Below are 23,016 nucleotides of genomic sequence, written 5' to 3' on the forward strand. Positions count from 1 at the left end.
GTCGCTGTTTGTCGCTTCTGATTGGGCAGAGACGGACCGTCGTCCATTCGGCCGCGTGCGTCTTGCTGTAGCACGCTGTCGCTCCGGCCCCCTTTCTCTCCGGGCAGGCCTTGTCGATCGATAGACCGCATCCTGCGGACGTCGCTGCGGCCTCCCATTCGCGCGATCGCCCTGGCGCCTCCGATGCTGCCCCGCAATCGACCAACAAAAAAGGCCTCCCCGTGAAGGGAGGCCTTTCGTTTGGTTGTCTGCGAACGGAGGAGACTACGCTTGGTCGTCGCTGATCAGGGCGATCAGGTCGTCCATCTCGTCCGAATCTTCGCCATCGACTCGCCAGGCGTCGTTGACGTCATCGGCGACCGACAACAGCACGGCGTCGATCGAATCGTCGAGGAGCAACTCGTCGCTAAACGACTCGTCAATTTCGTCGTACGCGACAGTCGACGAACTGGTTTGGCTCGACGTCGTAACGGTCGACTTCGTCTGCTGAATGCTCAGGCCGAAGAGGTCAATCGTCGGTTGGCTCGTCGGGTTGGCCGAGATCGTCGTCGTCGACGAATCGACAAGCGTGCTCGACGTCGTCGTAAAGGTCGGCGAGACCGATAGGCTGGCATCCGTTTGCGCTTCGCTCGTCGAGGCGACGACCAGCGGAGTGTTCTCAACCGCCGGGTTCACCACTTCGATCGACGAAACCATGCCGGAGTCTTCCACCAATTCCGGATTGACGACCACCGGGTTAGCCAGCAGGTAATTCAGGACGATGTTGTAGTCCAGAATCGTGACGGCGTAGTCGTCATTGGCGTCCAGGTAGTTCGGGATGCCGTTGGGGAACATAATCGCCGCGGCGGCGTTGTCGAAGCCGTCGTTGACCGGATGGTACGGCGACAGGAATTCGCCGGTCATCGAGTCGGTGTAGACGTGGTGCTCCAGTTCGTACAGGATCGCCGTCAAGTCGTGTGAACTGACGACCGTATCACCCGGCGTAATGCCGGCCGGCAAGGCCGCTCGGTACCATGGGTTTTCCAATCCCGGCGTCAGCGTGACTTGGTAGTCTTCCACTTCGCCGTCGATCGCCAGGCCGGTTGCGCTGAGGCCGCCGGTGCTGCTGTATCGCACCCGCATGAAGGTTTCGCCGATAACGCCTTCCGAGGAAAGCTTGAAGGAGATCGCCTGGCCTTGGCCGACGTTGGCGCCGCTGACGGCGTCGATGGTCAAAGCCCGGTCGAAGACGAGTTCGTCGTCCTCGAACATGCCGTTGCCGTCGAGGTCGACCCAGGCTTGGACGAAACCGTAGTTGGTTTCGTTCAGCGGAACGGTCGCTTCGATGTAGACGGTGTTGGTCTTGCCGATCGCCAACGAGCCGGAGCTGGTCGTGCTCGGGTCTTCAAACGTCACGCCGTCGTCAAAGTTGTCGCCGGTGGCGTCAACGTTCGGCTTGCCGTTCAGTTCCGAGTCGATCCCGGCGCCCAGGTGGAAGTCTTCTCGGATCAGGTGGCGAGCGCCATCGTTCTCCACATAGGTGTTGTATCCAGGCGAACCGATGACGTCCGGAGCGTCGCCGAAGTCGAGCAGGCCGCCGACTCGGATGAAGAAGCTCGTTTCATTGCCGGCGACCTTGTTCGGCTCGATCGAGTTCCCCGCGTTGTCCTTGATCAGGACCGGATCGGTCGGGTCGTAGGCCATGCCGGTGGTCGGATCAATCGTGAAGCGGTTCTTCAGCGTGACCTTGTAGGTGACCCCTTCTTCAAATACGCCGGAAACCGGAGTGATTCGAATAATGTTGTTGGTCGCGTCGTAGTCGAAGCGATAGTCGACCCCTTCGACCAACGTGGTCACCACGCCGGAGCTAATCTTCTCGACGATGAACGAATCGGACGAGACGGTCGAGTCGTCGATGCCGGAACCCTGCGGTTGCGTCGAGAGACCGCTGCTGTCGATCAGCTGGATCGAAATGTTGGTCAGCGGACCGTTGAGCAGCTGAACCACGTCGACGGTTTGGTCCAGGTCCAGGTTCGCGGCGTCGTTGTCCTGCGGATCGATCAGCACGCCGCTCGGACCGCGGGTATCGGCGCGGTCGAGGGCGCCGACGTCCTTGAAGCTGCTGACGCCGACGCCGCCGCTCGAAGCGACGGTCGGATCGTCGTAACGCAGCTGCCCCGACTGATCGCGAATCGGCGCGATCACCGGCGAGGTGGCGATGCCCAGCGGGCTGTTCAGCGTGTTGAACTCGGTGCGATCGGCGATCGAGTCGAACGCCGCGTCAATCGCTTGCGAGCCGGACGCCAGGTAGAAGTTGCCGTCGGCGGCGTCAACGAACAACGCAGCGCCGCTGGCCAGCAGGATCGGCGATTGTCCAGTCGTCGCCGAGGCGCCGGTGTTGGCGCCGTTGTCCTGGAAGACCGTACGGATGATGCGAGTTTGCGTCGGCGAGACGCCGTCGGCGGCGACCGAAATGCCGGTCGCAAAGTTCGCAACGATATTGTTGACGATCCACGGACCGGCCTGGTTGTTGACCTGGATGCCGATGTCGCCCGAGTTGACGCCGTACAACGTGTTGTTGATGATGCGGCCGACCGGGACCGAGCCTGGGGCTTGCGTCGTCGACGACGAGTCGCCGCTATACAGGATGGCGCCGGTTTCGTTGTTGAAGACGATGTTGTTGACGATCGTCACGCCGGTCGCCAGGCGAGCCGTGTTGAGCTCGCGAGTAACGCGTGCCGAGCCCTGGTTCGGCAGGTTGTCGCCGCCGTCGGCCGCCGAGCCGCGAGCGGCTGCGTCGACCAGGATGCCCCAACCGGACGAGTAGGAGACGCGATTCGAGCTGATGATGATCTGCCCTTGGTCGCGGAAGTTGTTGCGATCTCCATCGTCGCCGTTGCCGTACGTGACGAATTGGAACGGATTGACGTAGCCGTCGTTGATGGCGATCTTCAGCTCGTAGGCGCCCTTCACGTCCGAATAGGTGCGGCCATTGTTCATGGCGTCGCTCGGATCGACGTTCGGATTGTATGCGGCGTTGGTGTTATGGCTGACCGCGACGATGTAGTGGCCCGTTTGCAGCGGGTTGTTGACGGTATAGGTCAAAAGCGGATCCGAGGCGCCGCCGGAAATTGCGGAAGCGACTTGAATCGTGTTGGTCCCGTCGAAGTAGAAGAGCCGGACCGCCGTGGCTAGCGGAGAGCCGAGCGCCAAAGCGTCGACGTCGATCTGGATCGTGTTGCCAAGGCCCAGTTCGACCCGGTACATGTCGACGTCGCCGTTGAGCGTCGAATCGTTCGGATCGTTGGCCAGCGGGTTGTCGCCGATCTGACCACGAGCGTGGTACTCGGCGTAGCCCGGAATGTTGACGCCGTCCAGCTTGGTGTTGGTCAAGCGAGCGGTGTAGGAGTATTGATATAAAGGGCTGTTCGTAGCTGTAACGTCATTAAGGAAGTAGTCATTGTTCCCTTCAACGAACCGCAGGGTCCCTGCGTTGATCGTGCCCAGGAGGCCGACGATCACTTCGTCGGTGTAAGGATTCTTCGGCGAGAGGTCGATCTGGCCGCGGGTCGTCTGCGAAGCGGTCTGCGAATTGACGCGAGCGATGACGCCGAAGGTTCGGGTCGATTCGGTCAAGCCGCGAGTCTTCTGGCCGGTGGTGTCGTTGATCCCACTGGTCAGGGCGCGAGCGACGTCCGCTTCGGACCAGCTCGCTCGATAACCGATCGTGTAGACTCCGGCGATCGTGTCCTGCTGAACCGTCGGGTAGGTCGTTTGCTGGTCCAGATCCCAGAAGCGGAAGACGATCGTGTCGACGCCGTCGCTGATTTCAATGCGGCTGTTGTTGGCGATGTCCTGGCCGGCGGCCGCCATGATCGAGTGCGAATCCGACAGACGGTCGTTGGTGTCCCAGACGTTCGTGGCGATGCGATCGCCGAAGACGACGAATGTGTATTCCGTTCCCTCACGCAACTCCAGCTGGTACTGACCGGTGAAGACGTCGACGTTAATCGCATTCGGGTTATTGGTGTAAGCGGTGCCGCCGTTGGAGGCGCCGGTCACCATTTCGCCACGTTCGGCGAAGCCGATGATCAAGTCGTCGATGAAGACGCCCTGGCCGGTATTGGCGACGCCCCGTTCGCGCGACTGGTTTTGCGCCGTATTGCGGTTGAAGACGTCGACCTGTCCATTGTTGGTGTTGGACGAATTGATGAAGTCCTGCATCACGCCGAAGGTGTCGCCCTGCAGGTCCGCATCCAGGCCGATGCGGGAAGTGACCGTGAGTCCGGTGAACGAATCGGTGTACGAGATGCGGTTGACGGAGTAGCCAGCCAGCATGTAGACGAATTCGTCGTGGATGGGGAACGCCTCGTAGTCGATGAGGTCGGTCGTCGTGTTGATCGTCGCCAGGGCCATCTCTTCGTGGAAGACGCGCCGCATGATTCTGGCGATCGTTTCATCGCTAACGCGTTGCTCACCCGCTCCATTCGGAGCTTCGTTCACAAAGCGATCGTCATGCAAGTCGATCACGGCCGTCGCTTGGCCTGCGAACATGCCGATGGTGCTTTCGTAGCCCTCGATCGCCAGGCCGCGAATCCCCAGGACGCCGTCGGTGTTGACCACGTACCGCGTTACGCTATTCGCCGTGACCGCAATGCGATCGGCGTTGTCGACGTCTTGAATGTCGCGAATCGTCACGGCGTTGCCGTAGCGGAAGACGCGAACCGGCGAGATCGTGAAGGCGTTGCTGACCGCCTGGCGGATCTTCTCGGCGATGTTGTCCGGCGTGTCGTTCAAGTCGAGCGAGATCGTAACGTCGCCGAAGGCGGCGCCGTCGCCGTTCTTGTCGAACTCGAACGTATGGGTTTCCATGCCGTCGGCCGAAGTCAACGTGAAGCGGTCCCCATCGGCGAATTCAGCGTACGAGCCGGCGGTGAACGTTTGCCCCTTGTTGAATTCGTAGTAGTAAACGTTTCCTGAATACGGGTCGGTTACCGAGAAGATTTCGCCGTCGACATGCTTGTTGGAGTCAAGGGCGCGAATTTCCGACGTGTCCGCCGAGAACTGCGAAACCGCCGGCGGGTTGGGGTCATTCGGATCGATCTGGGTCACCGCAACGCCGCCGATGTTCACCTGACCGCCGGTCGAGAAGTCGAACCGGAGCTTCAGGTTATCCATTCCTGCGAATTTCGACAGGTCGATGCGGACCTGACGCCAGCTGCCGGTGTTGTCCCAAATCTGCTGGACGGTCGTGGTCGCGCCGCTGGCGGTCGTCGGGGTCGTGACGGCACGCTGTTCGAGAGTTTCCTTGTCGGTTCGATCGAATTCGTCGTCGACCGTTCCGCCGAGAATGGCGTTGTTGTTGGTCGCCAACTGTTGCCAGTTGCCGTCGTCGCCCGCGATGAAGACGCGGAGGGTGTCTCGCGCCAAGTCGCCATTGACGTTGTCGGTGTCGGAGAAGTAGTTGAAGTACAACACCGGCAGGTCGGCCGCATCATAGCCTTGCAGGCTGAAGTCTTCTGTGATCAGCGTACCGTGGGCGCCCCCCGCATAGTCGTAGTTGTTGTTGGTGGCGTTGCCGGTCGCGTTGCCTTGCAAGTAGGTCTGTTGTTCGTTGCCGAACCAGAAACTGGAACCGCCGCCCTCGGCGTCGCGCCAATCGGTCACCGGCACGCTGATGCCGTGTCCGGCGTCGCCGGAACGAGTGCTCGTCATGTGCCAGAGGTTGCGATTCAGCGTGCTGAAGGCGACGCCGGTGATGTTGGCGGAACCAAGGTTGACCCCTTGGCCCATCGCCGTCGTGATCGAAGTGCGGCCGCCGGCGAAGACCGGCGCCTTGATCGCTTCTTCGTTGCCGAAGGCGTCGTCCTGGAGCGTGATCGCGTACATTGCGCCGTCATCGGTCATGGCGAAGAGGACGTTGGCGTAGTCGCCGCCGCTGACCAGGTTCGGTCCCGCATCGAGGCTGACGAAGCTGATCGGATTGCCGCCCTCGTCGGTGATGGAACCAAGGTAGTCGGTCGCGAACGTGCCGCCGTTGGCGCCATAGATGCGGAACACGCCCCCTAAGTCGTCAACCGCGTACAGGTTGCCCTGCAAGATCGTCAAGCCGGTAACCTGACCGCCCGAGCCGACGCCGCCGACTTGGAAGAGCATGTTGGTGTCGTCGACGGAGGCCGTTCCGCCGTTGAAGGTAACGAGCGAGGAAGTGGCGATCGCTGTAAATTGTCCCATGAACCCGTCGACGGCGGCGGCGATCTTCGCAGCGACGGTCGCCGCGGTGTCGCCGGCGCCGATGTTGACCACGACGTCGCCGGTATCTGGCGTATCGTTGGTCACGGTCGCCCAGCCGGGGCCGGTCAAGCCGGTGAAGCTGCCGGCGGTGGCCTGGATGGTCACACGGGTGCCAAACTGGCTTCCCGCACCTGGAACGGCGGTATTAACCGCCACGGCGACGGCCGCCGCCATTTCGGTCTCGGTCGGCGCCAGGTCAATCACGACTGGGACGGATCCGGCAGGGGCGCCCAAAAATGGGACCGCATTCTGGAAGTTGATCGTCGTGCCGCCGAAGCTGCCGGTGATCGACATCGAGGCGTCGCCGATCACGGAAATCGCGTTCCCCGCTCGATAGGCCGTACCTGCGAACTGCGAGTTAACGTTGTTGACGCTCGAGTTGTCGTTGATCGCTTTGACGACGGCGTTGATGAGCGTGTCGACCGATTGACCCGGCGTGTATTGAATAGTGACTCGAGAATCGGTCCCCACGTCGAAACCGCCCGGCGTGATCGACGCCGAGTCGGTGGTGCTGCCGTCCGACCCGTCTTCGAGGAAGACGAACAGGTCAACGCCAAATTCGTCGGTGACCCGCAGGTACGAACCTTCGTCGCCGGCCGTCAGGGCGCTGAAAGTGCCGAAGTCGACGTAGTCGTCGAACACGATTTGATAGGTATCGCCGTCCGCAGCAAATGTGTTGCCTTCTGAGACGGTGGTGCCGAGGGTGCGGGTGATCAGACCGGCGCCGTTGTCGGAGATCTGGCGATTAAACGCATTGAACAGGATGTCGAAACCCATGTTCAATTCGACCGTGATGACATTGCCGAGCCCGTCATCCAGGTCGAACGTGTCGCCGTCCTGGTAGTTGCGGATGATGGTCGTACCATTGGTCGCAAACGAGGTCGCGTCTTGGGTGATGATCGTCGACGAGCCTTGGCTTATGGCGTCGAACTCGGTGAAGATCTGTCCCACGGCGATCGCGTCGGCGCCGCCCAATCCGCTATATCGACCGCCGGCGGTCGCTCCGTTGTTGGAGGAGCCGTTCGAGTCGATGATCACGCCGCGATCGACGCCGTTCGTATCGAGTTCTGTGGCGTCCGTGCGGTAGAGAATGTTAGTTCCGTCGGTACGCATCGGGTCGTCGAAGTTGCCGGCGCGATCGCCAACGACGAAACCAAGCAAGCTTTGCGCACTGGAGCCGCTACCGTTGAGATAGCCGTAGGCGAGCGCGTTCCACTTATAGCCGTAACCGTAGCGGACGTTATTGAACAAGTGGTCGACGACCGGCGCCTTGGCGTTGGCGTCGAATTCGTACGTTTGCAGACCGTCGTCACGCAGGTTCGTTACAGCGCCGGTGCCGGTGTCGATTTGCAGGAAGTTACCGTTGCCGGCCGCCGTCTGGCTCGGGTTGCCGACGTTGTCGATCGAGTAGGCGTACAGGCTGCCGTCCGGGTGAATCGCGATGTCGCCGACGTCGAAGCCGAACTGGCCGAGGTAGGCTTCCACGGCGCCGGTGAACGGGTTGATCGCCCAAATCTGCGTCTGCTCGTTGCCGACGTCGACCGAGACGAACATCACCATGTCGCTCAGGTGATAGTCCTTCACCTGTTGACCGCTGTCGAGGAAGGTCTGAATGTCGGGAGCGCCCGCCGTCGACGAGGTGTTGCCGCCGATGTGCTCTTCGACAATGCGCTGAATCGAGTCGACCGGTTCCAAGCGGACCAAGGGGTTGGTCGGATTCTGCGTGTAGAACTGGGTCAGCTGGCTCGGGATCTGGGCCGTCGACGAAACCGCGACGTAGTAGGTCCCTTGCGGAATCTGAATGGTGCCGATGTACGGATCGTTCGTGCTGAGCGAGCCCCGCGTCAGGTCGGCTTCCTGCGTGTAATCCGAGTCGTACGCCGTGTTGGCGATGAACTGTGTGTTCGTCTGGTCGTCGCTGACGTTCGAGTCGGTGCTGACCAAAACCAGTTGGCCGGCCGAGTCGAAGACGGCGATCTGGGCGTTACCGCGGGTACCGCCCATGTAGTCGAGGTCGAGGATCAAGCTGGCGAACAACGAGTCGGCCGAGAAGCCCGGGATCGACTGCAGGTACTCTCGCGTCAGGTCAAACCGGAACCAGTCGACGTCGCCGGCGGCGGCGATGTTGCCGGCGATGCTGATCGCATCGCGGTCGGTGGTCAGAACGTTGCCGACGTTTTGAGCCGATCCTTGCGAGTTGTTGTTGTCGCTGGTGGTGTCGTTGTCTTCCGCCGATTCGCCCAGCAGCGGCGAGTGGGCCGGTTGGCCGATGACTTCGATGCCGTTGGTCGCGTAGCGAACGTCGGCTTGCTTGATGGTCGAACCGCCGAATTCGTCAATTTCACGCAGGCGGATTTGCAGTTGGTAAACGCCGGAGGTCAAGCCGCCGGTCAGTTGATCGTTGCTGACCAGGTAGCTGCCGCTGGCGTTTTGCGTCGTACCGAGGTCATTGCTGTTGCTGCGAATGCGGACGTGGTAGTTGCGAACGGCCGCAGTCGGGTTGCCCGGCAACACGATTCGCATGCTCGGATCGCGCGGGTTGATCGTCCAGCGATCTTCGTCGTACGTGCCCGACTTCGGCATCGTGTTCAACTGGTTCGCGGCGTCGATATTGCCGAACAGCGTATCGTTGTCGAGCGAGCGAGCGATCACATTGCCGCTATCGTCGATCAATTCGATGATCGCATCCAAGGCGTAGGTTGTGAGGTCAAGGTCGAGCCAGACTTCGGTTCCCGGCACCGCTTGGAACGAGTAGACGTCGACGTCGCTTGGCGAGCTCAGGAAGCCCTGGACCTCGAAACCGAGACGACGGTTGTCGTCGCCCGAGTATTCGTCCGGCGCCAGAATGCCGAGCGCCTGGGCCGACTGCGGCGAGCCGTTGGTGCCGACCGAAACGGCGTTGTTGCTTTCCGATTCGACGATGGTGTCGACGTTGCGATCGTTCGCGTACTCGTCGATCAACAGGCTACGCCAATCGCCAGGCGCCGCGGCGTTGGCGCTGCCGTTGTTGTTGGTGTCGGTTTGGGCCATGCCGTTTTCATCGAAGCCGGCGCCGACGGTGTCGTCCCGGAACGAGGTGAAGACGACCGGGAAGCCGGGCTGGCCGATGACTTGCAACGTACCGCCGACGCGATCTTCGATGTCGAGCGGATTGCCGCTTGCGGTGATGCCGGCGTTGGCGCCTTGCAGTTTGACGACCAGGCTTTCCTTGGTCGAGCTTTCGATTCGCAGACCGCCGTAGGTGTGAAGGTCCGGAATGACGATTTCGTTAAACAGAACATGAACGATGTCGGTGTCGTCCCAAACCCCTTCGGTGTTCAGCACGCCGCCGCGGATGATCATGCCGTTGATGCCGTTGTTCGTCAGCAAGTTGTAGCGAACGAGGGCGCCTTGGTTGTCGCCGACGCCCGGGGTGACGTCGATGAAGCCGGTTGAACGTCCCCAGTCGACGACCAGGTCTTTGTTCAACGAATTGACGTTGATGTTGATCGCGGCGCTTTCGTTGTTACGAATGTTGTTGCCGACGATGACCGGTTGGGCGCCCGCGACGAAGATCGTGCCGGTCGCGTTCGCGCTATGGCCGGAGCGAGTGGCTCCGGTGTTGTTGACCCCCAGGCCGTCCGCATTCAATTCCAACAAACTGTTGGCGACGCGAACCGTGGCCTGGTGAATTTCGATCGGGTTGAAGAAGGCGAGACCGCCGTCCACGCGCGAGTTGCCGCCGCCGTAGGCCAAGATGACGTGATCCAGGCTGCCGGTCGAGGTCTGAGCGAAGTAGATGCCGCTCCAGTCGCCCGCCGCCGCGGTGGTCGCAGTGCCGTTGCCGTTCGTGTCGAAGGTGCCGCCGAAACCGAAACGATCGTCATGCAGCGAGGTGAAGATCACTTCGTTGCCGCTCGAACCTTCCGCGGTCAAGTTGGCGCCCATTTGGACTTCGATACGCGAGCCGTTCGACTTGAGAACGATGTTCGGATCGATCAGCAGGCCAGCGTCCAAGCGAGGTCGCAGGATGCCGAACTGGTCGACGAACAGGCCGCCCGGAGTCCCTTCGATCAGCAGGTTTTCGAGCAGGACGTGAACGATGTCGGTATCGTCGAACTTGGCGGTAACGGTCAGCTTTTCGGTGAGGTTACCGGCCGGAGTTACGATCCGAATCGCAATGCCGTTGTAGGAGTTGTCGTCGTACAATTCGAGGTACGGAGCGCTGCCGTCGGTCGGCGTAACAAGTACTCCGGTATCCGCAACGAAGTCGTTGCCGAAGATCGCCGGGCCCGAGCGGGTATAGTCGGGAGTCGCCGCATTGAACTGCCCGGAGCGATAGCTGCCGGTCGTGGCGTCGTAGACCTGGAAGTTGGTTTGCTCGAAGCTGTTCGGGTCGGCCGAGAACGCGGCGCCGCCGCTGGCGACGACCTGGTTGAAGTACAACGCCGGGCGGGTTTCTTCGAGGTAAACCGGAGCCAGCGTGAAATCTTCGCCGTTGATCGACGCGATGCCGCCGCCGAAGCGGAAATCGCCGCCGACGACCGAGTTCAAGAAGATGCCGTTGTCCTGCCAGGCGCCGTTCTCTTGTTCACGGTCGACTTCATTGTTGAAGAAAATGCCGCCCCAGTCGCCGGCCGCAGGAGCGAACTGCAGGTTGCTGCGATCCCCTACCCCATCTTCGTTGTACGAGGTGAAGATTACGCGTTTGCCCGCTCGCGCCGTATCCTGAATGACGTCGCCGTCGGCGTTGACGTACGGATCGAAGCGTTCCGGAATGCCGAGAACTTGCATCGACGCGAAGCTGCGATCTTCGCTGACCGACGTCGAGCCGACTACGACGGCGCCGCCGACGCCAAACTTGAAGATGGCGCCTTCGTCGATCATCACGGTGACGCTTTGCGGAACGATCAACTGCAGACCGTCTTCCAGTACCGTGCCCTGGGTCGTGTCGTAACCGATATAGTAGGCCAAGTCCTGGTCGTTGCCGACGATTCGGATGACGTCGCCGACCGGTTGGCCGAACAGGTTGATCGCGGCGACGTTGCGCGCTTCGGCGAAGTTGATCGCGTCCTGGATGTTGTTAAACGGACGTTCCAGCGTACCGTCCAGCGCCGGCATGTTCTGGCCGCCGCGGGTCGACGATTTGTCGACGTAGATGGTGATCGGCTGGTTGATTTGGACGACGTCGCCGTCGTAGTGCGAAGTTTCGGCGCGGAACCAGAAGTTGTAGTTGCCGCCGACCGCTCCATCCAAATCGCCGTCGATGGCGGCCCCTTCGGCGGCCCCGCCCGACACGCGCATCGCATCCAGGGTTTCGATCGCAGCTGAGAACACGACCGGAGAATTTCCGGCGACGTTCGTCAGGTCGATACGATTGCCGACGTTGGTGGCAACGACTGCGAAACTCGGGTTGGACGCGAGCGCTCCGTTGTTGATCGCGTCTACGAGCGCAGCGACGATGTCGCTGGCCAGCGCCGTGCGGAGAATCGGGACCGCAACATTGCCTGCTGCGACGGTGTCCGGGTCGCTGAGGCTGGTCTTGAAGTCGAGCTCAAACGTTACCGAGTTGCCGATTGTGTCCTTGATGGTGATCGTGTTCTGGCCGTCGACGTCGTAGTTTGGGTCGCCGAGGACGTAAGTGTCCGCCAGAGTGTTGACCTGAATCGAAACGCCAGATTCGAGTTCGGCGCCGGTGTCTTTGATCGCGTTGGTCGCGTCGGGACGGAAGCGGATTTGCAGATCGTAGGCGCCTTCCGTCTTACCGCCGAAGCCGGAGTCGGCGATCGAAGGATCGTAGGCGTTGTTGCCGCTCGCGCTGACGCCGATGTAGTAGGTTCCCTGCTGCAACAGCAGATCGACGAACGAATCTTCGCTGTAGTAGTCGTCGTTACGGGCGATGAGCGTGCGCGAGCCGTCGCCGTTTTCCTGGTAGATGGTGATCAACGCGTCGAGGCTGCTGAGGGCGTTGCCGTTGGCGTCGGTCAAACGTTCCGCCAGGATTTCCGCCGTCAAGCGGCCGGTCTCCGGAATCTCGAGCTTGTAAAGGTCGATATCCTTCGATTCCGGGTTGTACATGTACTGCATGTGGACGATGTCGTTATCGCCCGGGAAGATATTTTCCGCGCCCAGACCGTAGTTGTTGGCCCCGCTGCTTTGCGTGGTGAGCGGCGGCAACTCGTACGAGTGTCCCAGACCCAGGAAGTGACCGATTTCGTGAGTCGCGGTGCTCTGCCACGCGGCGCCATATTCGTCGTCGCCAGCATTCTGGTGATCGTAAACGTCCATCACCACCAAGCCGCCGCCGGCGATGCCGGCCACGCCGCCGACGCCGGTCGGAACGGTCGGGGCGACCGCACGCAAGTCGCCGGTGACGACGCCGAGATCCCAGTTCTGGCCGTTCCACGGCAGGTTCGGATCGTACGAAACTTCGACGAAGGTGACGCCGGCGTAGTAGCTGTACAACGCCATGATTTCGCGCGTACGCTGCTTCTGCGCTTCGGTGATTACGTTGATCAACGCGGCGCCGGTGGCCGGGTCGACTCCATATTGAATCGGGAACCCATATCGGAATTCGGTAATGCCGGCATGGTTGTCGGCGCCGCCGAGCAAGTGTGCCTGCTGATCGGCGTAGTCTTCGCGGTGACCCGGTTCGTCGGAGGCACCCGGCAGATTGAGCCCGTAAGGCGTGACATTCGTAATTTCGCCATGAATGACGACCGTTTGCGAGCGATCGACGATCAAGCCGACCGTGGCGTCGCTGACGGACATCGTCGGACGACCCGTGGGGCTGGTGATCTTGTAACGCGTGTCGCTGTAGGTAGTCGCGAGGGTGACGTTCACCGTGACCGGCGTCATCTGGGCGAGGAACCCAGCTTCAATACCGGCGGCGATGGTCGAAGCCAGCATCGCACGCGTGCTGGAGGTGTTGCTGATCAGAGCCGAAATGTCGATGGCGATGTAGTTCGCATTCGACGCTACCATGCCGTCGGTCAGTTCGAACGTCAGGACCGTGCCGGCGCCGTCGTCGATCGTGAAAATCTGACCGAGGACGTCCGCCACCAAGTCGCCGTTCGCGTCGATATACGCGGCGCGGGTGACTTCAAACTCGTTGTTGCCTTGGAGCAGGCTGTTGCCGTTGGCGTCCGAAATGTCGGTCGCCGTATCGAACATATCGCCGGCGTCGGTCGAGTTGGTGTTCGTGTTGATCGTGTCGACGCCGAGGGTTCCGGTCCATTCCTTCGACGTGATTTCCTTGCTGCCGATCTGCAGGCGATAGACGGTCGCCGCGGTCGGATCATAGCCGGAGGTGCTTTCCGCCAATTTGTCGAGATCATCCGAGAACGTCAGGATGATGAGGTCGAGATCGGAGTCGTAATCCACGTGGGTGGGGAAGAAAGCGACTTCGCCGTTTTGAATGCTGGCCGAACCGCTGCTGGTCGTTTGGAACAACAACTGGTAGTAGCCCGGATCTTCGGCCAGGACCGGATCCAGATCGTCGTTGTTCATGTAGATGTAGATCTGGTCGGCTGCGACGCTCAGGTCCCCGTTCGGCAGCGCGGTGACCGGTTGCGGAACGATCGACAGAATCTGGGCGCCCAGGTTCAACTCGAACGTCGTCGACGAAGTGAGGGCGTCGTCGAGAGTGCCGCCGGAGTTGGTCGCCTTCAGCGCGCTGGTGACTTCCAGGCGATATTGATCGTCCGGCAAGGCTTCGCCAAAGCGGATGACGATTTCATTGGGGCTGTCGCCGATCCCAATGAACCCGCCGAACGCCGCCGAGCCGCCAACGATATCGACATCGTCGGCGTCCCCTAGCACGTTGTTGTCGCCGGCGCGATAGATGTGGATGCCGGCCGCAATCGTGGTCGGGTCGATGACGTGATTCTCATCAAACCGCAGCGTCAGATTGTGCGGCGAGCTATTGAGGATCTCGTTATTTTCCAGCAGGTCGCCGTCATTGGTCTGAATGCCGATCAGCTGGAACGAGTCGGCCGCCATGACCTGACGTTCTTCCAGTTGCTCGTGATTCAGCGCTCGCTTCCCACTGTTTCGCTTCTTGCTACGCAGGTGATTCTTGAGGGCAGCTTTGCGTTCAGTGGTTGTACGTCGACGAGTGTAGCGAATGGTCATGTAGACGACCTCTATCCTCACTGGAAGGGGGCGGGAGTTTCTCCCGGGGGGGAGAACCGCGTAGGACCTGTTTGGTGTTGTTTTTGGGTTGGATCACCCCTGTGATGTTGCGTTATTGCATCATTTCAGGGGTTAAGCCGGATTGTAATTACGCCCAAACTGTGTTCCGCATGAAATGTACGGAATTACCCAGATTGCCCATTCCTTCCTTCTTTAAGGGGTTGGAATGTTCTAGCGGGACCGGTTTTAACGATTCCGCCAGGGCGTAGAACCTCACTCGAAACGCGCAAATCGAAGCTTGGTTCGACGTTTGGACGTAAGGGCCTGACTGGAAGTTCCGGTAATTTCGTCCCAACCGTTGAAATTTGGCAACGGAGGTTTGCGGAAAAAATAAGAATTATGCTTGGCGCGTAAGGGTGTGCCCGCAGACCGCATAAGTACGGGGACCAAAGTCCCACTTCCAGGGTGGGGTGGTGCTCAGAGCGTGGGTTGGGGCCAGGGCCTGTAGCTCGCCGGCGACAACCGCGGGATTAAGACCCATAAACAGCTTCTGTTCTAAGGCCAGCTGCACCAAAAGGGGGCCGAGCATCGGGTCTTCGCATGTTTTGACGCTTGGCTCGGAGTCGCTCGAGACCGCTTCGTTGGCGATCGCAATGCTCCCTTCGGGACCTGCCAGGCTGGCCAGCAGTTCCAGGTGACGCCTGCGAATCTGCCGAACTAGCGGGAGTCCCTCTTCTTTGTTTTTCTGTTCTTCCGGAATCGCGTCGATCAGCTGCGAAAGGACGCAAAGGGACGCGACGACGTCAAACTTGCCGAGGGAGGAGAGTTGGGAAGCGACGTCTTCGGCGTCGAGATCGACCGGCGCGTGAATCAGGATTTTCCCCTGGAGCCCGCTGAATTGCCGTTTCAGCCCTTGCTGAACCGCATCTTTGTCGAAATCGATCAGGTGAATTTCACGGAACCTCTTGGCGATCGCCGTCAGTTCGACGTCGTTGCAGTTGCCGGCGCCCAAGAGGCAAAGCCGGGGGGCATCTAGAGGAGCGGCTTCGAGAATCAGGCGCGTGCAGTGCCGGCGATGCTCTGCGTAGCGTTTCCAATCGCCGGCAGAGTCGAGATTGCGCTGTCGCAGTTTAGCCAGTGATTCTTCGTTCACCTGATTTCCTTCCAAGGCCAATAAAAAAGCGGCGGAGAGACGAGCTGCTCCGCCGCAAGTGGTTCGATTGCCGCAGGGGACGTTAGCCGCTGATCAGATCTTCTTCCCAGGCGGCGTCAACGTCAATCGCGATTTCATCGATGGCCGATTCGACCTCTTCCGTCATCAGCGTTGAGCTGCTCGACGAGTCGATCAGGAGGTATTCGGTCGAACTGTCGGGATAGAGGTAATCGACCATTTCTCCTTCAACTAACGTTTCGTCCACAGAGCTTTCCGAGTCCTGGCTCAGCAAGCTGCTTTGACCATTCGGCTTTTCCAGAACGCCAGCCAGGTAGAAGCTGACGTCGCTGGACGACGAGGAAGTGGTCGCGGCGTTGGAGGAAGTGAGGGTTGAAGATTGCGTCGTGGGGGAGGGATCGAGGATCGGCGCCGGCGTAATGGTCTCGGAGATCGAATCTTCGACGGCAAACGCCGCGTCCACCGCTTCGCCTTCGGCTTCCCCTTCTCGGTTGAGCTTCTGTTGAATCATCTTCCCGAGGAGTGAGGCGTAGTCGAGTACGTTAAAGGCGCCGTCGCCGTTAACGTCGATGTACTTGTTGAAGCCGGCGCCCGGCGAGCCGAGTACCGGTAGGGTTCGCGCCCCTTGATGATCAAGTTCGTACAGGAGGATCGTCAGGTCGTGCGAAGAGAGGACGCCGTCGCCGTTAACGTCGCCGCTATTCGTTTGGTTGATGAACGAGGTGCTGAAAATCGACAGCGCCCCAGCGCCCGGCAATCGCAGGGTCAAGGTAGCGGTTTCGGTGAAGCCGGCCGAGTCCATCGCGGTGTATTCGACGACGATATCTTCGGTCAGTCCAGTGATGCCGGTGGCGTCAAAGACCAGTTTGTTGCCAACAATTGAAAACGCCGAATCGGGCGCTCCAGCGGTTTGCGAGCTGAAGCCGGTCAACGTGATCGTGCGATTGAAGAACGTTTTGTCGTTCGCCAAGACGTCGTAGGTCTGATCGGGCGTGTCTTCCAAGTAGGTGAAAACGTCGTCCTTCAGGAAGAGACCGCTTTCGGGGTCACCTTTAATGTAGACCTGGTAGTCCTCGACTTCGCCCGCGAAGCCGGCGCCGGTTGGGCCAAGGTTCTGTTGGTAATCGAGGCGGAACCGAGCGTTCAGCGGAATGCGATACGCATCCGGCAAGCTCGAATCGTCGATGACGGTATTCGGGATCGTAAACGTGTAAGTGTGAATGCCGGACTGCAGTTGCAGATTCTTGAAGATCTGTTCGCCGGGGTCGTTGAAGTCGCCGTCCTTGTTGAAGTCCATCCAGGCCTGCAACAGGGCGGTCGAAATGACCGTCGACGAGTCGATGGTGACCGTGTTGGTTCCGATCTTCAATCCCGAGCCGAACACGACGCCGTCGTCTTCAAATGGCGAATCGCCCAACTGCAAACCGTCGACCACCGGAGCGGCCGCGTAAGGCAGGCCAGCGTCGCCGTAGTCGACCGCCGGAATGGCGCCCGAGTCGAGCGACGCGTTGATGGTGATCCGCGTGCCGTTCACTTCGATGGTGTGCGTGATCGGGTCGGTATTGTAATAACCGGGCTCGATCACCTGCAAAATGTTGAACGTGCCGCTCTGACGCGGATAGAGCGTGAACTTGCCGCTCGCGTCGGTGACGGCGGCCGGTTCGCACAAGCCAATCTTGCCGTCGCCGTTTTCGTCAATGAAGAACGTAAAGCCGGCCAGGCCCGGTTCGTTCGCTTGGCGAACGCCGTCCAGGTTGATGTCGTTGAACTTGTAGCCGATCACGCCGTGCATCAGGATGTCGGTTTCGGCATTCGCCGTCACCAACTCGTCGTTCGAGAAGGCGACGTTCGTCGCGGCGAGAGAGATATCCTCGCCAAAGTCGCGGCGTTCAGTCAGGAAGAAGTTATCGTCGTAGTTGATGAAACTCGAATAGGATTCTGCGGCGTTGGCCATCGTGGCGGTGAAGCCAAGCGCCTGCCCTTCGGCCGTCGGAGCGTAGAGCGTAGCCGAAGCGGCCAAGTCGGCTGCGGTGACGGCGCCGGTCGGCAGGAAGTCGTAGTATCCCGTTCCGATGCTGCCGCCGCCTGCCCAGACGTCCAGCCCGCGAGTGTTCACCGCAGCGGCGATCAAGGACTTCGCGGCGACGATCGAGTCGATCTGGAGATCGTCCAGGCCGTCGGTCGGGACGGCGTTGATGTCGGACAAAATGATCAGGGCGTCATTGGAAAGGATCTGAGTCCAAACCGACGAGGTGATGTTGTCAATGTCGTAGAAGGTGGTCGACTGATAACCGACTGCATACTGGCTGCCGCTCGAGAATCCCCAACTGGCGGTATCGTTACCGATAATCGCGATCGAGTACTGATCGGCGGCGATTTCCTGCGAGGTTCCCTTGCCGCGGAGGAAGTTGAGGATTTCGTAGTCGTATCCCAACTGCCCGTTGTCGACGCCGTTATCAAGAACCGAGTGCCCCGTGACGAACAGGTTGGCGCCAAGTCCGGCATGAATTTGAATCGCCGGCGGCCCGGTGTAAACGCCGCAGGTATCGGACGAGCCGATTGTGTCGCCGCCTGCGAAGAGAGCGGTGAGAACGGCTTCAAGACCATTGACGTAACCGTACCCAGTGCCGAAGTCGTATCCCGAGTCATAGCCGGCGGTCGCGGGATCATCCATGTCGATCGCGGTGTCGCGCATGATGTCGTTGATTTCCAAAGCCGTCAGAGACGGATTGGCCTGACGCATCAAAGCGGCGAGCGCCGCGGCGTGCGGAGCGGCGGCCGACGTACCGAAGAAGTTCGGGAAGCCGTTCAGGTCAACGTCGAAGCCGAAGAAGGTCGTATCGGTTCCGTCGGGAGCGACGATGTCGACGTTCTGGCGAATGACCGGATCAATTCGGAGACCGTTCTGGTCGATCAAAATCGGCGTACCGCCCGCCGACGAAAAGCTTTCGAGTTGCGGCGGCGACGTGCCAAACTCCGGCGTATCGACATAGTAGGCGGCGCCAACGCTCATCGCATAGGCGGCGTTCGAGTGACCGACGGCCGTGCCGCTGTCGGTGGCGTACTCGTTGATCACCATGTTGCCGGAGAAAATGTTGTACTTGATTCTGGTCGGGAATTCGCCATTTTGAGCGAGGATCATGATCTCGGCGTTGACGTCGGTCAGGCCGGAGTTGATCACGCCGAAGAACTCAAAGCCGTCCACGTTGATGTCGACGCCGCCGGCGACGACTCGGTTGTTGACGAGCAGGTAAATGTCGAGGTCGGAGTAAGCTGACAGGCCGTTTTCCGTAAAGAAGTTGTCGTCCCATTGGAACGCGATCACGGCAATGCTCAGCGCGGGAATCGTAACCGACTGACGGTCGTCGACGCCGGTCTCGCTCGGGTCAAAGTCGTATGCAGTGCCGCCGAAGAAGAACGGAGCGCCAGCGACTCGGCCGATCTGACCAGGGTAGTAAACGTTTTCGCTCGCCACGAACGGAGCTTCGTACGATTCGCGAGCGCTATTGCCTGCCGACGTGAAGTAGGCGACGTTGTTTTGGACCACGGCGTCGGCGGCGCGGGCGATCATGCCGTCAGAGAACCACGGTTCACTCGCATAGCCGACGTCGTCGACGATCACGTTCGCTCCGGCGGCGGCCAGGTTGTAAATCCCTTGGGCGAAACCGGCTTTGCCGGTGAAGGCCGTCGTAAACGCCAACTCGGCGCCCGGAGCGACGTCATGCACCAACTGCAACATGCCGCGTCCTTCGTCGGTTGATGACGAAGTGATGTAATCTTGAAGCACCTGAACCGGGGTGGTATTGCCGAGCGGATTGCCGATGCCCGGAAGGTCGCCGGTGCTGACGTCGAGCGCTGCGCCGCCAAGCGCATCGTAACTGTCCGAAAGAACGCCGATCTTTACGCCGGTTCCGTCAAAGCCATATTCGGCGCGAACGGTATCGGTAAACATCGAGGCATCCCCTTGGCTGTCGACCGAGCCTACGCTGGTCGACACGATCGACGGCGAAACGCCGCCGAGCGCAGGAATCGCCGCCAAGTCCGCCAGCGAGGTGATCGGCAGCCAACCAGATACGGTGTTGCCATACTCGCCGGTTTGCGTGAAGCCAATCTGCGACAAGCTGGTCTTTAGCAGCGACTTCGCGGCTGCGTTGGTCGGCGCCAGGTCGAGCAAGACCCGATCGTTCGAGTCGATCAAAAACGGATCGCGAATCTCGGCGGAAACGACGCTGCCGGAAGTGCCGTCGGCAGCATCGGGGTCGTCGACGCCGGTACCAACGCCGCTTCCCCCACCAGTGATCGTGTCGTGATAGAGAAGGGTTAGGTTCCAGCCCAGGACCGCCAAGGGACCGTCCTTGCCGACGCGGTCGGTTCCCATAAATGAATCGAGTGCGTCCTCGTAGCCGGTCGCATCCATCACCATGCGGGCTTCCAGCGATTCCAACCGCGCCTGCGAGCCACGGAATTGACGGCGGTTTTTGGCTTTACGAGAGGACCGTTTCATGGTGTGAATCTCCGAACGCTGATCCGGCCCGAGAGAAGTTGCGGGCTGAATCCCTTGCGTTATGGCTGTCTTAGCTGTCGGTGGTGAGGAGTATGCGGATCGTACCGGGTTAGTCAAATCTTCGGACTACAACAAGTCCAAAGAGGGGAGACTTACCCGTAGCAATGAAAATAGTTGCTCGCCAGTCCGATTACAACGGATCTAACGCAGTCTCGCCGAATTACCTAGATTTTCTGGTTTTGGCAATTGTAGGAGAGTTTGCAACGCGGCTTAGACGCAGCGGCAAGACGGGGAGTTCCCCGAATTTCTCGGCGAGAAACGCAAAAAGAAAAGGCCGGCGAGATTCGCCGGCCTTTTCTTAAGTTCTTAATTTGCAACCGGTAGCGACTACCAGACGCACTCCAGCCCGGCCGTGGCGCCGTGATAGAGAGCCGATCCGTTGTCGTCGATCGAGATCGAGCGGCCAACCAGGGCGGCTGGGCCCGTTCCCAACGCGGTCGTGAAGTTGTAGTTGTCGATCGAAAGGGCGACGCCGTCGACGTAAACCACTTGGTAACCGAGCTTTAGGGTGGCGTGCGGCGTCAGCTTGAAGTTGCCGTGGAACCCACCTTCGGTCACCATCGAAGCCCGATTCGCCGAAGCTTCTTCAAATACCCCGGCGACCGTGCCACCATCGTTCAGCAGGATCGTCGAGTGTTGAACCCCCCGATTGCCGTACAGGCCGCATTCCAGGAAGCCGGTCAGGCTCAAGCGAGTCGTCAGGCGGGTCGTCAAATCGCCACCCAACTGCACGCCGTACATGTCGTTGTCGGTGTCAACCGAGTAGTCCATGGCGCCGGTCGCACCGATCGCGACGTAGTTCGAGCGTTCGCTCAGGCGGAAGTAGCGGAAACCGCCCCACCACGAGCCTTGGAACCAGCAGCCGGCGCCGGTCCAACCACGCTTCAGATTGATTTCGATCGAGTCGAAGCGGTTGTTGAGCGAGAGACCGACGAAGTCCGACTGATCGCTTTCGGCATAGCCGCCAAGCGGGTCGCTACCGAAGTTCGACAGCGGCGAGTAGAGGTCGCCGGCTCCCGTGACGAAGGCGCCGCTTCCCCAGTTGCCAACGCCCATGTAGCTGACTTCAAGGGTCGAGCCCGCGAAGCAGATCCAGTTACCGGTCATACGAATGCCACCTTCGGTCTCGAAACCGAGCTGGTTGCTGTCGAGAACCGTCGGGCCAAGGACCCCGGACGAAGCGAAAGCCCGACTCGGAACGTTTCCTTCCAACTTGAAGAGGGTCGCTTCGGCGCTGAAGTCGAAGTAGCGGGGAGCACAACGGCCGCCGTATTCCGACAGGTCCCAAGCGTTGCCGATCCCACGGCTGAAGCCGCAGTACTGGCCGCCGCCGAACAGGCCGCAGCAGCCTTGGCAGCCGTTGCCGCAGCAACCGCAGCCCGAGCCGCGACAAGTCGCACAGCCGTGACCGCCGCAAGCGGCACACGTACCGTTGTGGTACGACGCTTCAACGACGCTGGGATCTTGTTGGATCATCGGGTTCGGCTGAGCGTAAGCGGCCGGAGCGGCGCCATACGGCATCATGCCGGGGTAACCCATGCCGGGCTGGGGCATCATGCCCGGATAGCCCATGCCAGGCTGCGGCATCATGCCGCCGGTCATCATCGTCGGTTGGTAGGGGTTGGCCTGCGGATATTGGCCCGGTTGGGCGTTTTGTCCGCTACCGCCTTGCGACGGGGGATCGCTGACCAACGGCTGGCGCCACTGGCCGCTCGCCAGATAGGCGATGCCGGAGGGTTGGCCTGCGGAATCGTGTTGGTCAGAGCCGGTCGCGTACGTGGCTTTCTGCGCGACCGCATCCGTCGATGCTGCGAGCATCGCCATCAAGGAAACGATCCACAAACTATGGGCTCTCATGGGTTCCTCTTTCGCAGACGAAAGGCTGTCTTATCGTTGTGGAGACGAAGGCGGGCCAAATGCCATGTCCACGCGCTCCGTTGATTGCCGCCAAACTGACGACGAATCGATACGATGACTGCGAGGCGTATTTTCGATACCTTCACCACCACCCATCGGCACGAAACGCTCGCATTAACCAGCACTTTCAGAACGAGCCGTACATTTTTGCCAAATTCGCGCGGCCGGAGATTGCGAGCTTTCGCCGGTGGGCGGCAAGGTTTGCCTGAATTGCCGAGATTGCGTGCTAGCGGGTGGTTTCGGCGCCGGGAGGCGGAAATCGCCGCCGATATCCCTCTTTGCTCGTAGGCGATAAACTGGCGTTCCGATCGCGTTCGACCCCTGACGACTCCTGGATATCGCTCCCATGCACGAGATTTCCGCCTCCGGCGATCCGTCGCTCAACAAGGCTTCCTTCTACGCTCAGCTTCGCGAAGACGTCAGCGCCATCCTGACCGGCGAGCGGGATTGGATCGCCAACACCGCCAACTGCGCCGCGGTCCTCTATCACGCATTACGCGATGTGAATTGGGCCGGCTTCTATTTCCTGCAGGGGGAAGAGTTGGTGCTGGGACCGTTTCAAGGAAAGCCGGCCTGCGTGCGCATTGGACCCGGCCGCGGGGTATGCGGCGCGGCGGTTGTGCAGCGGCAGACGCTCGTGGTCCCGAACGTTCATGAATTCCCTGGCCATATTGCTTGCGACTGCGCCTCCAATGCGGAGATCGTCGTTCCGCTGATCGTGGGGGATCGCATCATTGGCGTGCTCGACATCGATAGTCCGGTGCTTGAGCGCTTCAGCGAAGAGGACGCCGCGGGGTTGGAATCGATCGTCGCTTGCTTGCTGTCGGCGTCGGAAGTCGGGGGATAGTCGGCCGGCATGTTAAGCTTCTGCGCGCTTTCTCCGTAAGCGCCTGTTGCGACTCCTTCGAGCCGCGCCGATCAACTATGATGGAAGGGCCTGCTTGAACCCACAGCGTGGCGCGTTGCGATTCCCCTTCCC

Annotated in this window: 5 protein-coding genes; 1 reads left to right on the forward strand and 4 read right to left on the reverse strand. The window is 60.4% G+C overall.

From position 1 onward, the window contains the following. Positions 1-264: 264 nt before the first annotated feature. The 4 genes from LOC68_RS27175 to LOC68_RS27190 all read right to left on the reverse strand — a co-directional run bounded on the left by LOC68_RS27175 (position 265) and on the right by LOC68_RS27190 (position 21,977). Positions 265-14,385, reverse strand: coding sequence for a GEVED domain-containing protein (locus LOC68_RS27175; protein WP_230224949.1), 14,121 nt, complete (start codon positions 14,383-14,385; stop codon positions 265-267). Between the two features lie 397 nt (positions 14,386-14,782). Further along, a complete protein-coding gene (locus LOC68_RS27180; RefSeq protein WP_230224950.1) occupies positions 14,783-15,538 on the reverse strand; it encodes a class I SAM-dependent methyltransferase in 756 nt (251 codons plus the stop codon). An 82-nt stretch (positions 15,539-15,620) separates the two neighbouring features. After that, positions 15,621-20,060, reverse strand: a complete 4,440-nt coding sequence (locus LOC68_RS27185) for a GEVED domain-containing protein (protein ID WP_230224951.1) — start codon at positions 20,058-20,060, stop codon at positions 15,621-15,623. A gap of 387 nt (positions 20,061-20,447) precedes the next feature. Beyond that, entirely contained in the window at positions 20,448-21,977 is a 1,530-nt protein-coding gene (locus LOC68_RS27190; protein WP_230224952.1) for a hypothetical protein, read from the reverse strand. Positions 21,978-22,383: 406 nt separating this feature from the next. Here LOC68_RS27190 and LOC68_RS27195 point away from each other — a divergent pair, with 406 nt between their 5' ends. Further along, a complete protein-coding gene (locus tag LOC68_RS27195; protein WP_230224953.1) occupies positions 22,384-22,884 on the forward strand; it encodes a GAF domain-containing protein in 501 nt (166 codons plus the stop codon). Positions 22,885-23,016: the final 132 nt, after the last annotated feature.

This window comes from Blastopirellula sediminis, assembly GCF_020966755.1.
Classification (GTDB): domain Bacteria; phylum Planctomycetota; class Planctomycetia; order Pirellulales; family Pirellulaceae; genus Blastopirellula; species Blastopirellula sediminis.